The organism is Streptomyces sp. NBC_00080 (genome assembly GCF_045041255.1).
GTDB lineage: Bacteria > Actinomycetota > Actinomycetes > Streptomycetales > Streptomycetaceae > Streptomyces > Streptomyces coriariae.
The window spans coordinates 4,304,564-4,318,112 of record NZ_CP108235.1 but is presented as its reverse complement, the minus strand read 5'-3'; the positions used below and the strand labels follow the sequence as shown (position 1 = coordinate 4,318,112).

The window sequence follows — 13,549 nt, the reverse complement described above, 5'->3', positions numbered from 1 at the left end:
TCGGGCGACAGCGGATACAGTCGGCCCCATGACCAAGTGGGAATACGCAACCGTGCCGCTGCTCGTCCACGCAACGAAGCAGATTCTGGACACCTGGGGCGAGGACGGCTGGGAGCTCGTCCAGGTCGTGCCCGGGCCGAACAACCCGGAGCAGCTCGTCGCCTACCTGAAGCGGGCGAAGGCGTGAGCGCGGTCGAGACGAGGCTCGCCGAACTGGGGCTGACCCTGCCGGCGGTCGTGCCGCCCCTCGCGGCCTACCAGCCGGCCGTGCAGTCCGGCCCGTACGTGTACACGGCCGGCCAGCTGCCCATGGTGGACGGCAAGCTGCCGATCACCGGCAAGGTCGGCGCCGAGGTCACCCCCGAGGAGGCCAAGGAGCTGGCCCGCACCTGCGCGCTGAACGCCCTGGCCGCCGTCAAGTCGGTCGCGGGCGACCTGGACCGCATCGCGCGCGTGGTGAAGGTCGTCGGCTTCGTGGCGTCGGCCTCGGACTTCACCGGCCAGCCCGCCGTCCTCAACGGAGCGAGCGAACTGCTGGGCGAGGTTCTCGGCGACAAGGGCGTGCACGCGCGCAGTGCGGTGGGCGTCGCGGTGCTGCCGCTGGACGCGCCCGTGGAGGTCGAGATCCAGGTGGAACTCGTCCAGTAGTCGCTTTCCGGTCCCGTAGGCGCCTTCGCCCTGTAGGCGCCTTGCGGACGCCTCTCCCGGCTGCCGCGCCGGCATCCGGAGGCGTCCCCGCCGGCGCCCCGTGGAGGCGCTCTGACCTCGGGGGCCTCTCGAACATTCGCGCACCACGGGATAGCCTCGCGCCCATGGCGAATGGGCAGTGGTTCCCCCAGGACTGGCCGGAACGCATCCGCGCGCTCGCGGACGGCACCCTCACCCCGGTCGTCCCGAAGCGCGCGGCCACCGTCATGCTCCTGAAGGACACCGACGGCGGCCCCGTCGTCCACATGCTGCGCAGGCGCGCCTCCATGGCCTTCGCCGGAGGCGCGTACGCCTATCCCGGTGGCGGCGTCGACCCGCGTGACGACGACCTTCACGTCCGCTGGGCGGGCCCCACGCGCGCGTGGTGGGCCGAGCGGCTCGGCGTCGACGAGACGGCGGCCCAGGCGATCGTCTGCGCGGCCGTACGCGAGACCTACGAGGAGGCGGGCGTCCTGCTCGCGGGGCTCACGCCCGATTCCGTCGTCGGTGACACCACGGGCGCCGACTGGGAGGCGGACCGGGTCGCCGTGGCCGCCCGTGAACTGTCCTTCGCCGAGTTCCTCGACCGCCGCGGCCTGGTCCTGCGCTCCGACCTGCTCGGCGCCTGGACGCGTTGGATCACCCCGGAGTTCGAGTCCCGTCGCTACGACACCTGGTTCTTCGTGGCCGCGCTCCCCGAGGGCCAGCGCACCCGCAACGCCTCCACCGAGGCCGACCGCACGGTGTGGATCCGTCCGGCGGACGCGGCGGCCTCGTACGACAAGGGCGAGCTGCTGATGATGCCGCCCACCATCGCGACCCTGCGCCGGCTCGTCCCGTACGGCACGGCCGCCGAGGCGCTCGCCGCGGCCCCCGGCCTCGACCTGACGCCCGTCCTGGCGGAAGCCCGCCTGGAGCAGGGCGAGGTCGTGCTGTCGTGGCCGGGGCACGACGAGTTCACCAAGCACATCCCGATCGGGGCGACCGGCGTGACCGACGCGGCCGAGGAGACGCGCGGGGGCACCGCATGACGGACATCCGTGGGCGGACGGGCGTGAGCGGTCGAAGCCGGCCGACCGGCGGGGGACGGGTCCTTCGCGGGCCTCTCGTGCCGCCTGGAGCGCCTCGTTGTGCCGCGCCGGCCGTCCGCCGCCGAGGTGACGTTCCGCCCAGCCCTCCGCCCAGCCCTAGGGAAGGCCCCTTCGCATGACCGACGCAGCCGCCCTCCCCGGCCAGCCGCGAGGCGGAGTCCTCTCCGGCCCGGCCTCCCCGCGCGCGGTCAACGTCCTCGCGCCGAACGCGTCCGCGATGACCCTGGACGGCACGAACACCTGGATCGTCTCCGAGCCCGACTCCGACCTGGCGGTCGTGATCGATCCGGGCCCGCTGGACGACGGCCACCTGCGCGCGGTCGTCGACACCGCCGAGCGGGCCGGCAAGCGGGTCGCCCTGACCCTGCTGACGCACGGCCACCCCGACCACGCCGAGGGCGCCGCCCGCTTCGCCGGGCTGACCGGCACGAAGGTTCGGGCCCTGGACCCGGCGCTGCGGCTGGGCGAGGAGGGCCTGGCCGCCGGGAACGTGATCACGGTGGGCGGCCTGGAGCTGCGGGTGGTCCCGACGCCCGGCCACACCGCCGACTCCCTCTGCTTCCACCTCCCGGCCGACCGGGCCGTGCTGACCGGCGACACGGTCCTCGGCCGTGGCACGACCGTCGTCGCGCATCCCGACGGCCGCCTGGGCGACTACCTGGACTCCCTGCGGCGGCTCAGGTCCCTCGCGGTCGACGACGGGGTCCACACCGTCCTGCCGGGCCACGGGCCGGTCCTGGAGGACGCACAGGGCGTCGTGGAGTTCTACCTCGCCCACCGGGCCCACCGCCTCGCCCAGGTCGAGACGGCCGTCGAGAACGGCTACCGCACCCCCGCCGAGGTCGTCGCCCATGTGTACGCCGACGTCGACCGCTCCCTGTGGCCGGCCGCGGAGCTGTCCGTGCGGGCGCAGCTGGAGTACCTGAGGGAGCACGGGCTCATCCAGGGTTCGGTCTAGGGCTCCTCCGGCCTGTCGGCCTTCACGCCGTGCACGCGCGCGTACTCCTCGGCGAGCCAGGGGCCGAGGTCGTCGACGTAGGAAGAGAGGACGGCGCGGTCGCCGCTCGGCTCGTACCCGAGGACGGCCGCCGTCCGTAGCTGCTCCGCGCGCTGCGGGTAGTAGGCGCCGAAGGCCTCGGCCATCTCGTGCAGGTCGCTCGTCCAGCCGTTCCAGCGGGGCATGACGAGCGTGAACGCGGTGCGCACGAGGCGGCGGGACATGCCCCGGACGAGAGGCCGCAGGACCTCCTCGGAGCCGCCCGCCGAGGCGACGCGATCACGCCAGCGCGGCAGGAGCAGGGCGAGATCGCCGTTGGTCTCGCGCGCGAGCAGGGAGTCCGGGCGGTAGCGGGGGAGGTACGCGGCGAGGTCCTCCCCGAGCAGCGGCGTGCACAGGCACGCCAGGAACCACCCCAGGTCGTGCCTCTCCAGGTCGCTCAGCACGCGCGCGTGGCCGACCAGCAGAGTGCCGCCGCCGTCGATCTGCGGGAACTCGCTGTCGAGGGTCTCGTCGAGCGCACGGCCGTCGGCGCGGTCCGCGTCGGTCGGCTTCTCGTGCAGGACCACCAGGAGGTCCAGATCGCTGCGGCCCTCGCGCGCGGTACCGCGCGGAATCGACCCGTAGAGGTACGCGCTGTGCAGGCGGGCACCGAAGACGTCCGGGATCCGGTCCCGAGCCGCCACGACGACGGGCCGGAACGCGTACGGCACACGCGCGAGGGAGCCTTCACGGGCGATGCAGCCCCGGGAGTCGAGACCCCGGTGAGGAACCGTTTCGGTCATGGGGTCACTGTGCACCGAGAGGCGTGTGAAGCCGTCGCATTTTCAGTGCCGGTCAGGGCCTTCCAGCCCGTCCGGCGCTTGCGGACGAGGCCCCTTCAGGGGGGAAGGGGGCTGGGGGCGCAGCCCCCGGGACGCCCCCTTGCACACCGTACGGCCAGGACCGGGCGTCAGCGCGACCGCTTGGCCAGTCGCTCCACGTCCAGCAGGATGACCGCCCGCGCCTCCAGGCGCAGCCACCCGCGCTGGGCGAAGTCCGCAAGCGCCTTGTTCACGGTCTCGCGCGACGCGCCGACGAGCTGGGCCAGCTCCTCCTGCGTCAGGTCGTGGACGACGTGGATGCCCTCTTCGGACTGCACGCCGAAGCGGCGCGAGAGGTCCAGCAGGGCGCGGGCCACGCGGCCGGGGACGTCCGAGAAGACCAGGTCGGACATGGCGTCGTTGGTCTTGCGCAGGCGCCGGGCGACGGCGCGCAGCAGTGCGGTGGCCACCTCGGGCCGGGCGTTCAGCCAGGGCTGGAGGTCGCCGTGACCGAGGCCGAGGAGCTTGACCTCGGTGAGGGCGGTGGCCGTCGCCGTGCGCGGACCCGGGTCGAAGAGCGACAGCTCTCCGATCAGCTCGCTGGGGCCCACCACGGCCAGCATGTTCTCCCGGCCGTCCGGGGAGGTGCGGTGGAGCTTGACCTTGCCCTCGGTGACGACATAGAGCCGGTCGCCCGGGTCGCCCTCGTGGAAGAGGGAGTCACCACGGGCCAGGGTCACCTCGCTCATGGAGGCGCGCAGTTCCGCGGCCTGCTCGTCGTCGAGTGCCGCGAAGAGCGGGTTGCGCCGCAGAACGTCGTCCACGAGTTCTCTCCTTGTCGACCTGCTCAGGGGATCTTGCTCCCCCGCTTACCAGGGGACCGTGTTCCCCATTTTGCTGGACGGTCCAAACAGTGTGATCTGTCACAAGGATGCCGCACACGTGTCCCGAGGTAAGCGGCAGGGGTCCAATTGGGGGCCGATCTTCAGGGTCCGGGGCGGATGTCGGTGCCGGGCTTTAGGCTGGCCGAGTGTCCAAAACGCCGGTGAGAGCACAGGCCAAGGGGGCTGGGCGGGTGGTTGTACGTCGCGTTTCCGCTGTGGGCGAACAGGACCCCGGCGGTGGTAGGAAAACGGCAAAGGTGACAAACGAAATGCCTGCGAAGAAAGCGGCCGACAGCGGGAATGAGGCCGACAGCGGGAAAGCAGCCGTCGAGAAGGTCGCGGCCGGTCGCGGTGCGAGCAAGGCCCCAGCGGACAAGGATGCCGTGAGCAAAGGTGCCGCGAGCAAGGGCGCGCGCAAGAGCGCGAGCAAGGGTGCCGTCGTCAGGAAGCCCGAGTCCCACACCGCTCTCGTCCGTCGTGCCCGCCGCGTCAACCGCGAGCTCGCCGAGATCTACCCCTATGCCCACCCCGAACTGGACTTCGAGAACCCCTTCCAACTGGTGGTCGCCACGGTCCTGTCCGCCCAGACCACCGACCTCCGGGTGAACCAGACGACCCCGGCCCTCTTCGCCAAGTACCCCACCCCCGAGGATCTGGCCGCCGCCGATCCGGAGGAGGTCGAGGAGATCCTCCGGCCCACCGGCTTCTTCCGGGCCAAGACCAAGTCGGTGATGGGTCTCTCCAAGGCCCTCGTGGAGGAGTTCGGCGGGGAGGTCCCGGGTCGGCTCGAGGACCTGGTCAAGCTGCCCGGTGTCGGTCGCAAGACCGCCTTCGTGGTGCTGGGGAACGCGTTCGGCCGGCCCGGTATCACCGTGGACACGCACTTCCAGCGGCTCGTACGGCGCTGGAAGTGGACCGAGGCGACCGAGCCCGACAAGATCGAGGCGGCCGTCGGCGCGCTCTTCCCCAAGAGCGACTGGACGATGCTCTCGCACCACGTGATCTTCCACGGCCGCCGTATCTGCCACGCCCGCAAGCCCGCCTGCGGCGCCTGCCCCATCGCCCCGCTCTGCCCGGCGTACGGCGAGGGCGAGACGGACCCGGAGAAGGCGAAGAAGCTCCTGAAGTACGAGAAGGGCGGCTTCCCCGGCCAGCGCCTGAACCCGCCCCAGGCCTACCTGGACGCGGGCGGTAGGCCGGCCCCGCCGCTGGGGGCCGGATGACGGAAGGGCAGACGGAAGAGCGGACGGCGGCCCGCACCGACCGGGCCGCACGGACCGAACGGGCGGTCCGGCCCGAGGAGGCGGTCCGGCCCGATCAGGTCGCGCGGATCGACGAGGGACGGACCGACGAGGTACGGACGGTCGGCGCGGGGCACCCCGGCCTACGCATGCCCGCGACCCGCGCGCGCCGTACTCCCCGCAGGGCACGCACGGCCCGCAGGACACATGTGACCCGCGCGACGCGAATGACCCTCAGGACACACGCGTTCGGGGGACGGTCCGCGGAACGATCTGTCGGTTGCCGGGCGTTGGACAGGGCAGAACGGGGGGTGGTGTGGCGATGACACGCGCGAGCAACACGCAGGGCGGTGCGGTGACGCTCAGCAAGGAGGGTCTGCCCGCCTGGCTGGACCCGGTGGTGCACGCCGTGGAGACGGTCCAGCCGCTCCAGCTCAGCCGCTTCCTGCCCCCGGAGGACGGCGCGGGACGCCAGTCGGCCGTCCTGATCCTGTTCGGCGAGGGCGAGCGAGGTCCCGAGCTGCTGCTCATGGAGCGCGCCAGCTCCCTGCGCTCGCACGCGGGCCAGCCCTCCTTCCCGGGCGGCGCCCTCGACCCGGAGGACGGCGACCCGCACGGTGACGGGCCGCTGCGGGCCGCCCTGCGCGAGGCCGAGGAGGAGACCGGGCTCGATCCGGCCGGCGTTCAGCTCTTCGGCGTGCTGCCCAAGCTCTACATCCCGGTCAGCGGCTTCGTCGTCACCCCGGTCCTGGGCTGGTGGCGCGAGCCGAGCCCGGTCGGCGTCGTCGATCCGGCGGAGACGGCGCGCGTCTTCACCGTTCCCGTGGCGGATCTCACGGACGCGGAGAACCGCGCCATGACCGTGCACCCCAGTGGCCACCGAGGCCCGGCATTTCTGGTCGAATCCGCCCTTGTCTGGGGTTTCACGGCCGGGGTGATCGACCGCCTGCTGCACTTCGCGGGCTGGGAGCACCCCTGGGACCGCGAGAAGCAGGTCCCGCTCGACTGGCGGTCATGACAGGGTGTCCACCGTGCTGTGTCTGCCCGGGGGAAGCTCTGCCCCATCGCCGCTTCGCGGCGGGTCGGACCCCCGGCCGACCTGTGGTGACCGCGAAATGATGAGGCGAGGCGCGAAGCGGTGAACGTGCTGGACATCCTGTTGTTGCTTGCGGCCGTCTGGTTCGCGGTCGTCGGCTACCGCCAGGGCTTCGTCGTCGGCATCCTGTCGGTGATCGGTTTCCTGGGGGGCGGCCTCGTCGCCGTCTACCTGCTGCCCGTGATCTGGGACGCGCTGACCGACAACTCCGAGGTGAGCACCACGGCCGCCGTCGTCGCGGTCATCGTCGTGATCGTCTGCGCCTCGATCGGTCAGGCCCTCACCACCCACCTCGGCAACAAGCTGCGCCGGTACATCACCTGGTCCCCGGCCCGCGCGCTGGACGCGACCGGCGGCGCGCTGGTCAACGTCGTGGCGATGCTGCTGGTGGCGTGGCTCATCGGGTCCGCCCTCGCCGGCACCACCCTGCCCACGCTGGGCAAGGAGGTCCGTAGCTCCAAGGTGCTGCACGGGGTGTCCGACGCGCTGCCCGACCAGGCCGACACCTGGTTCGCCGACTTCTCCTCCGTCCTCGCGCAGAACGGCTTCCCGCAGGTCTTCAGCCCGTTCTCCAACGAGCCGATCACCGACGTCCAGCCGCCCGACCCGGCCCTGGCGAACAGTGCGGTGGCCAAGCGCGCGCAGCGTTCCATCGTCAAGGTCATGGGCACCGCGGAGAGTTGTGGCAAGGTCCTGGAAGGCACCGGCTTCGTCTTCGGCGAGCGCCGCGTCATGACCAACGCGCACGTCGTGGGCGGCGTCGACGAACCCACCGTCCAGATAGGCGGCGAGGGCCGCAAGTACGACGCCACGGTCGTCCTGTACGACTGGAAGCGCGACATCGCCGTCCTGGACGTACCGGATCTGGACGCGCCCGCGCTGCAGTTCACCACCGAGGACGCGGTGAGCAGCGACGACGCGATCATCGCCGGGTTCCCGGAGAACGGGTCTTACGACGTCCGTGCCGCGCGGGTGCGTGGTCGCATCACGGCCAACGGCCCGGACATCTACCACCGCACCACCGTGCGCCGTGACGTGTACTCGCTGTTCACGACGGTCCGTCAGGGCAACTCCGGAGGACCGCTGCTCACCCCGGACGGCAAGGTGTACGGCGTGGTCTTCGCGAAGTCTCTCGACGACGCCGACACCGGCTATGCCCTCACCGCGGACGAGATCCGGCAGGACATCACCGAGGGGCGTACCGCGGGCCAACAGGTGGACAGCGACAGCTGCGCCCTTTGAGGAGCCGTCAGGAGCACCCCGCTGAAGGGGGGTCGAGGGGACCCGCACAGGGCCCCCTCGGCGTTCCTCTGCCGGGTCAGCCTCGAGGGTGACGCAGGCGGACCGAGACCCAGCGGGCCCGGCGGCGCAGGATGCGCGGAATGCCCACCCGGAGGTCTGATCCCGGCAGTTGCGGGTCGGCACCTCGTTGGTGGGGGCTCAGGCCGTTGGCCGAGCGGCGATTGCGTGGTGCGTCACTGTAGTCGTGCGTCCAGCCCATACACCGACGTCTGCCCCTGCCCCAAGGTCGATAACCGTTCTCAGAGCGGCCAATTGGCCTATGCGCCGGGCATTTGGCTGTTCGTCGTACAGACGTCCGGAACCGGGTACCGGGCCCGATGGCGCGATCACCGATCGGGCTCGGGATCCTTCAGCCAATTGACCAGTTCGGTGGAGAAAGCGACCGGATCCTCCTCGTGCGGGAAGTGGCCGAGTCCGTCGAACAGCCGCCAGCGGTAAGGCGCTTCGACGTACTCCCCGGAGCCGGCCGCGCTCCGGGTGCGCATCACCGGATCGAGGGACCCGTGCAGATGCAGCGTGGGCACGCGCACGGGCCGCTTCATACGCCGGTAGAACTGGATGCCGTCCGGCCGGGCCATGGAGCGCACCAGCCACCGGTACGGCTCGACGGCGCAGTGCGCGGTGGAGGGGATGCACATGGCGCGCTGGTAGGTCGCCACCGCCTCGTCCTCCGGCAGCCGCGGCCCGGACCAGTCCCGGATCAGCCGGCCCACCAGTTCGCCGTCGTCGGCGGTGAGCTGCCGCTCGGGGATCCAAGGCCGCTGGAACCCCCAGATGTGGGAGCCGGCGGTCGTCTGCCGGACGTCGGCGAGCATCGCCGAGCGCCAGCGCCGGGGATGCGGCATCGAGGAGACGGCGAGCCTGCGGACGAGCTTGGGGCGCATCACGGCCGCCGTCCACGCCAGGTAGCCGCCCAGGTCGTGGCCGACCAGCGCGGCGTCCGGCTCGCCCAGGGAGCGGATCACACCGGTGATGTCGAGGGCGAGGTTGGCCGGGTCGTAGCCGCGCGGCGTACGGTCGCTGCCGCCCACGCCCCGCAGGTCCATCGCGACGGCCCGGAAGCCCGCGTCGGCCAGCGCGACCAGCTGGTGCCGCCACGTCCACCAGAACTGCGGGAAACCGTGGACGAGCATGACCAGCGGACCGTCGCCGACCTCGGCGATGTGGAAGCGGGCACCGTTCGCGGCGACCTCGCGATGGGTGACCTGCACGCCGCAGACGGCGTCCGGCCGTACGACCGAAGCGGGCTGGGCCGGAGGAGTGGCGGGGTCCGTCATGACGACGAGCGTGCCACAGCCTCGATGGCCTCCGGGACCCGGTCCTGCGGCAGCTCGGGCCGCGGGTGCGGCTTGGCGTTCTGGAGGACGCCCGCCGACGCCTTCATCGACGCGGCGACCTTCTGCGGGCCCTTGCTCTTCTGCGCCTTCTTCGCGAAGACCACGCCGATCAGCACGAGGACGAGCGCGATGAGCACGTTCGCCGCGAAGGAGAGCAGGAAGCAGATCGCGAGGTTCCAGTCGCTCCAGGTCCGAATGCCGTACGCCAGGGCGAAGTTGAGCATCGGAAGGGAGAACAGCAGAACCCCGCCGGCCACCGAGAACGCCCCACCGCTCGTCGCTCCCCGTTTGACGTCCTGCTTCAGCTGCGCCTTCGCCAGCGCGATCTCGTCGTGCACCAGCGCAGACAATTCGGTCGTCGCCGAGGCGAACAGCTGGCCGATGCTGCGTTCGGCGCCGACCGGGCTGCCGTCGGGTGCGCTCATCGCGTTCTCCCTCTTCTGCTGCTGTGCTGCTTCTGACTTCTTTTGTACCGTCCCGTCAGATCATGCCGGACGGTTGCCCTCCTCGCCTGCCCCGCCCGTCACTTCGGTAGGCCCGTGGCGCGTGTCGGCCCCTCCCCGGGCTTCCCCCGACTCTCTCCGAGAGCCTCCTCGCGCCCGCTCTCGCGGGCGATCCCCTCGGCTCGGCGGCGGTGCTCGGCGGCTTTGCGGTCGTAGATCTCCGCCATCCGCAGGTGGTAGGCCGGGTCGTCCTCCTCGTACACGTCCGGGATGCCGTCGAGGTCGTCGTCGCGCTCCTCGGCCTCCCACATCCGGCGGTATTCGGCGTTGCGCAGCTTCAGCAGGACCGTCGCGAGGGTCGCCGCGATCAGCGAGCCCAGCAGGACGGCCGCCTTGACCTCGTCGGTCAGGACCGCGTCGCCCTCGAACGCGAGCTCCCCGATCAGCAGCGACACGGTGAATCCGATGCCGGCGAGGGCCGCGACGGCGAAGACGTCCGCCCAGGCGAGGTCCTCGCTCAGCGAGGCCCGGGTGAAGCGGGCGGTCAGCCAGGTCCCGCCGAAGATGCCGATCGTCTTGCCGACGACGAGACCGAGGACGACGCCGAGCGTCTCCGGCTTGCCGAAGACGTCCCCGATCGCGTTGCCCGAGATCGCCACACCGGCGCTGAACAGGGCGAACAGCGGCACCGCGAGCCCTGCGGAGAGGGGCCGGACGAGGTGCTCGATCCGCTCGCCGGGGGAGTGTTCCTCGCCCTCGCGCGTCGTGCAGCGCAGCATCAGGCCCATCGCGACGCCAGCGATCGTGGCGTGCACGCCGCTGTTGTACATCAGCGCCCAGATGACGAGCGCGAGGGGGACGTAGACGTACCAGCCGGTCACGCCCATGCGCAGCAGCAGCCAGAACACGAGGAGGCCGACGGCCGCGCCCCCCAGCGCCAGGAAGTCGATGTCGCTCGTGAAGAAGACCGCGATGATCAGGATCGCGAACAGGTCGTCGACGACCGCGAGGGTGAGCAGGAAGGCGCGCATCGCGCTCGGCAGGGACGTGCCGATGACGGCGAGCACGGCGAGCGCGAACGCGATGTCGGTGGCCGTGGGCACCGCCCAACCGGCCAACGAGCCACCGCCGCTGAGGTTGGTGAGCGTGTAGACGAGCGCGGGTACGGCCATCCCGCTCAGCGCGGCCGCGACGGGGAGCGCGGCGGCTCTGGGGTCCTTGAGGTCACCGGCGACGAGTTCTCGCTTGAGTTCGATGCCGGCGACGAAGAAGAAGATCGCGAGCAGGCCGTCCGCCGCCCAGTGCGTGACGGAGAGGTTGAGGCCGAGGGCCGAGGGGCCGAAGTGGAAGTGGCTGACGCTCTCGTAGCTGTCGTGCAGCCCGGGTGCGTTCGCCCAGATCAGCGCCGCGACGGCGGCGGCGAGCAGCAGCACACCGCCGACGGTCTCGGCGCGCAGCGCCTCCGCGACGAAGTTCCGCTCGGGCAGGGACAGCCGTCCGAAGACCTTGCGGGGAGCGGTGTTGCGGGGCGCGGACACGGTGGGGGCCTCCGGTCGGTGGGCAGCAGTGAACACATGCCGACCAGACTTCCCGGCGCACCTTTTTCTTTAGCTTACCTAAAGTGCGCCGGGAGGGATCCGGTGATCCCCACGCTAGGGGTGAAAAGGGCACCCGGCGCGGTGTCGCCGGGTGCCCTTCCCTGACCTGCTCAGTCCTCGCTGGGTGCGGCTGGGAGCTTTGCCTGGATGAGGTCCATGACGGTGGAGTCGGTCAGTGTGGTGACGTCCCCGAGCTGGCGGTTCTCGGCGACGTCGCGCAGCAGTCGGCGCATGATCTTGCCGGAGCGGGTCTTCGGAAGTTCCGCGACCGGCATGATCCGCTGAGGCTTGGCGATCGGGCCGAGGGTGGTGCCGACGTGGTTGCGCAGGTCGGCGACGAGGTTCTTGTCCTCGGCGTCGGCCGTGCCGCGCAGGATGACGAAGGCGACGATGGCCTGTCCGGTGGTCTCGTCGGCGGCGCCGACGACGGCCGCCTCGGCGACGGCCGGGTGGGAGACGAGCGCGGACTCGACCTCGGTGGTGGAGATGTTGTGGCCGGAGACGAGCATGACGTCGTCGACGCGGCCGAGGAGCCAGATGTCGCCGTCGTCGTCCTTCTTCGCGCCGTCGCCGGCGAAGTACCTGCCTTCGAAGCGTGCCCAGTAGGTGTCGAGGAAGCGCTGGTCGTCGCCCCAGATGGTGCGCAGCATCGACGGCCAGGGCTCGGTGAGGACGAGGTAGCCGCCGCCGCCGTCGGGCACCTCGTTGGCCTCGTCGTCGACGACGGTGGCGGAGATACCGGGCAGCGGCCGCTGTGCGGAGCCGGGCTTGGTGGCGGTGACGCCGGGCAGCGGCGAGATCATCATCGCGCCGGTCTCGGTCTGCCACCAGGTGTCGACGATCGGTGTCCGGTCGCCACCGATGTGCTTGCGGTACCAGATCCAGGCCTCGGGGTTGATCGGCTCACCGACCGAGCCGAGCACGCGCAGGGAGGAGAGGTCGAACTTGGCGGGGATGTCGTCGCCCCACTTCATGAACGTACGGATCGCGGTCGGCGCCGTGTAGAGGATCGTCACCCCGTACTTCTGCACGATCTCCCAGAAGCGGCCCTGGTGCGGGGTGTCCGGGGTGCCCTCGTACATGACCTGCGTCGCGCCGTTGGCCAGCGGCCCGTAGACGATGTAGGAGTGCCCGGTGACCCAGCCGACGTCGGCGGTGCACCAGTAGACGTCCGTTTCGGGCTTCAGGTCGAAGACCGCGTGGTGGGTGTAGGCGGTCTGCGTGAGGTAGCCGCCCGAGGTGTGCAGGATGCCCTTCGGCTTACCCGTGGTGCCGGAGGTGTAGAGGATGAACAGCGGGTGCTCCGCGCCGAACGCCTCCGGGGTGTGCTCCGCCGGCTGACGCTCGACGATCTCGTGCCACCACACGTCACGCTCGCCGTTCCAGGCGACGTCCTGACCCGTGCGCCGTACGACGAGGACATGCTCGACGTTGCCCGCACGGTCGGCGGCGTCGTCGACGGCCGGCTTGAGCGCGGACGGCTTGCCGCGCCGGTATCCGCCGTCGGAGGTGATGACGACCTTGGCGTCCGCGTCCTGGATACGGGTGGCCAGCGCGTCCGCCGAGAAGCCGCCGAAGACGACCGAGTGGGCGGCGCCGATGCGGGCGCAGGCCAGCATCGCGATCGCCGTCTCGGGGATCATCGGCATGTAGACGGCGACCCGGTCGCCCTTCCGCACCCCCAGCTCCAGCAGGGCGTTGGCGGCCTTCGACACCTCGTCCTTGAGCTCGGCATAGGTGATGGCGCGGCTGTCGCCGGGCTCGCCCTCGAAGTGGATGGCGACCCGGCCCCCGTTGCCGGCCTCCACATGCCGGTCGACGCAGTTGTAGGCGACGTTGAGCTCGCCGTCCTTGAACCACTTGGCGAACGGCGGGTTCGACCAGTCCAGCGTCTCGGTCGGCTCCTTGGACCAGGTCAGCCGACGCGCCTGCTCGGCCCAGAAGCCGAGCCGGTCAGCCTTGGCCTGCTCGTACGCCTCCGCCGTGACGTTGGCGTCGGCCGCCAGATCGGCGGGCGGCGCGAACCTGCGTTCTTCCTTGAGCAGGTTGGCCAAGGATTCGTTGCTCACG

The 13,549-nt window shown here is 71.2% G+C and carries 14 protein-coding genes; 7 read left to right on the top strand and 7 right to left on the bottom strand.

Translation table 11 applies throughout. The annotated features are described in order from the left end of the window. The first annotated feature begins 28 nt into the window (after positions 1 to 28). From OHU34_RS19160 to OHU34_RS19145, 4 genes are all read left to right on the top strand, one after another. The gene (locus OHU34_RS19160; protein ID WP_020129281.1) at positions 29 to 187 is read left to right on the top strand and encodes a DUF4177 domain-containing protein; all 159 of its coding nucleotides are present in this window, start codon (positions 29 to 31) and stop codon (positions 185 to 187) included. After that, on the top strand, positions 184 to 648 hold the full coding sequence (locus OHU34_RS19155; protein WP_142265483.1) for a RidA family protein: 465 nt from the start codon (positions 184 to 186) through the stop codon (positions 646 to 648). Before OHU34_RS19160 ends, OHU34_RS19155 begins: the two co-directional genes overlap by 4 nt. A 164-nt stretch (positions 649 to 812) precedes the next feature. Further along, the gene (locus OHU34_RS19150; protein WP_142265484.1) at positions 813 to 1,718 is read left to right on the top strand and encodes an NUDIX domain-containing protein; all 906 of its coding nucleotides are present in this window, start codon (positions 813 to 815) and stop codon (positions 1,716 to 1,718) included. Between the two features lie 175 nt (positions 1,719 to 1,893). Beyond that, the gene (locus OHU34_RS19145; protein WP_142265485.1) at positions 1,894 to 2,736 is read left to right on the top strand and encodes an MBL fold metallo-hydrolase; all 843 of its coding nucleotides are present in this window, start codon (positions 1,894 to 1,896) and stop codon (positions 2,734 to 2,736) included. Here the strand turns inward: OHU34_RS19145 and OHU34_RS19140 are convergent. Together OHU34_RS19140 and OHU34_RS19135 are read right to left on the bottom strand one after the other, a co-directional pair. After that, the gene (locus OHU34_RS19140; RefSeq protein WP_230195012.1) at positions 2,733 to 3,560 is read right to left on the bottom strand and encodes a nucleotidyltransferase domain-containing protein; all 828 of its coding nucleotides are present in this window, start codon (positions 3,558 to 3,560) and stop codon (positions 2,733 to 2,735) included. The genes OHU34_RS19145 and OHU34_RS19140 overlap by 4 nt on opposite strands. Before the next feature lie 167 nt (positions 3,561 to 3,727). Continuing rightward, positions 3,728 to 4,402, bottom strand: a complete 675-nt coding sequence (locus OHU34_RS19135; RefSeq protein ID WP_020129286.1) for a Crp/Fnr family transcriptional regulator — start codon at positions 4,400 to 4,402, stop codon at positions 3,728 to 3,730. Positions 4,403 to 4,731: 329 nt separating this feature from the next. Here OHU34_RS19135 and nth point away from each other — a divergent pair, with 329 nt between their 5' ends. From nth to OHU34_RS19120, 3 genes are all read left to right on the top strand, one after another. Then, the gene (nth, locus tag OHU34_RS19130; RefSeq protein WP_405767398.1) at positions 4,732 to 5,685 is read left to right on the top strand and encodes an endonuclease III; all 954 of its coding nucleotides are present in this window, start codon (positions 4,732 to 4,734) and stop codon (positions 5,683 to 5,685) included. 340 nt (positions 5,686 to 6,025) lie between these two features. After that, the gene (locus OHU34_RS19125; protein WP_142265488.1) at positions 6,026 to 6,721 is read left to right on the top strand and encodes a CoA pyrophosphatase; all 696 of its coding nucleotides are present in this window, start codon (positions 6,026 to 6,028) and stop codon (positions 6,719 to 6,721) included. Positions 6,722 to 6,841: 120 nt separating this feature from the next. Continuing rightward, a complete protein-coding gene (locus OHU34_RS19120) occupies positions 6,842 to 8,041 on the top strand; it encodes a MarP family serine protease (protein ID WP_142265489.1) in 1,200 nt (399 codons plus the stop codon). A gap of 76 nt (positions 8,042 to 8,117) precedes the next feature. On the opposite strand, the gene OHU34_RS19115 is transcribed toward OHU34_RS19120, so the two are convergent. From OHU34_RS19115 to acs, 5 genes are all read right to left on the bottom strand, one after another. After that, a complete protein-coding gene (locus tag OHU34_RS19115; RefSeq protein WP_078615678.1) occupies positions 8,118 to 8,300 on the bottom strand; it encodes a hypothetical protein in 183 nt (60 codons plus the stop codon). Between the two features lie 127 nt (positions 8,301 to 8,427). Continuing rightward, complete coding sequence (locus OHU34_RS19110) at positions 8,428 to 9,378, bottom strand: alpha/beta fold hydrolase (RefSeq protein ID WP_142265490.1); 951 nt, start codon at positions 9,376 to 9,378, stop codon at positions 8,428 to 8,430. After that, complete coding sequence (locus OHU34_RS19105) at positions 9,375 to 9,863, bottom strand: phage holin family protein (RefSeq protein WP_020129291.1); 489 nt, start codon at positions 9,861 to 9,863, stop codon at positions 9,375 to 9,377. Before OHU34_RS19105 ends, OHU34_RS19110 begins: the two co-directional genes overlap by 4 nt. A 98-nt stretch (positions 9,864 to 9,961) precedes the next feature. After that, positions 9,962 to 11,419, bottom strand: coding sequence for a Na+/H+ antiporter NhaA (gene nhaA / locus OHU34_RS19100; protein ID WP_142265491.1), 1,458 nt, complete (start codon positions 11,417 to 11,419; stop codon positions 9,962 to 9,964). Positions 11,420 to 11,589: 170 nt separating this feature from the next. Beyond that, complete coding sequence (acs, locus tag OHU34_RS19095; protein WP_142265492.1) at positions 11,590 to 13,548, bottom strand: acetate--CoA ligase; 1,959 nt, start codon at positions 13,546 to 13,548, stop codon at positions 11,590 to 11,592. Position 13,549: the final 1 nt, after the last annotated feature.

Excerpts from the sequence above, each read along its gene's own strand:
- OHU34_RS19150 (WP_142265484.1), top strand. The coding sequence starts at position 813 with ATGGCGAATGGGCAGTGGTTCCCCCAGGACTGGCCGGAACGCATCCGC.
- OHU34_RS19110 (WP_142265490.1), bottom strand. The coding sequence starts at position 9,378 with ATGACGGACCCCGCCACTCCTCCGGCCCAGCCCGCTTCGGTCGTACGG.
- OHU34_RS19105 (WP_020129291.1), bottom strand. The coding sequence starts at position 9,863 with ATGAGCGCACCCGACGGCAGCCCGGTCGGCGCCGAACGCAGCATCGGC.
- OHU34_RS19160 (WP_020129281.1), top strand. The coding sequence starts at position 29 with ATGACCAAGTGGGAATACGCAACCGTGCCGCTGCTCGTCCACGCAACG.
- OHU34_RS19125 (WP_142265488.1), top strand. The coding sequence starts at position 6,026 with ATGACACGCGCGAGCAACACGCAGGGCGGTGCGGTGACGCTCAGCAAG.
- OHU34_RS19140 (WP_230195012.1), bottom strand. The coding sequence starts at position 3,560 with ATGACCGAAACGGTTCCTCACCGGGGTCTCGACTCCCGGGGCTGCATC.
- nth (WP_405767398.1), top strand. The coding sequence starts at position 4,732 with ATGCCTGCGAAGAAAGCGGCCGACAGCGGGAATGAGGCCGACAGCGGG.
- OHU34_RS19145 (WP_142265485.1), top strand. The coding sequence starts at position 1,894 with ATGACCGACGCAGCCGCCCTCCCCGGCCAGCCGCGAGGCGGAGTCCTC.
- OHU34_RS19115 (WP_078615678.1), bottom strand. The coding sequence starts at position 8,300 with ATGGGCTGGACGCACGACTACAGTGACGCACCACGCAATCGCCGCTCG.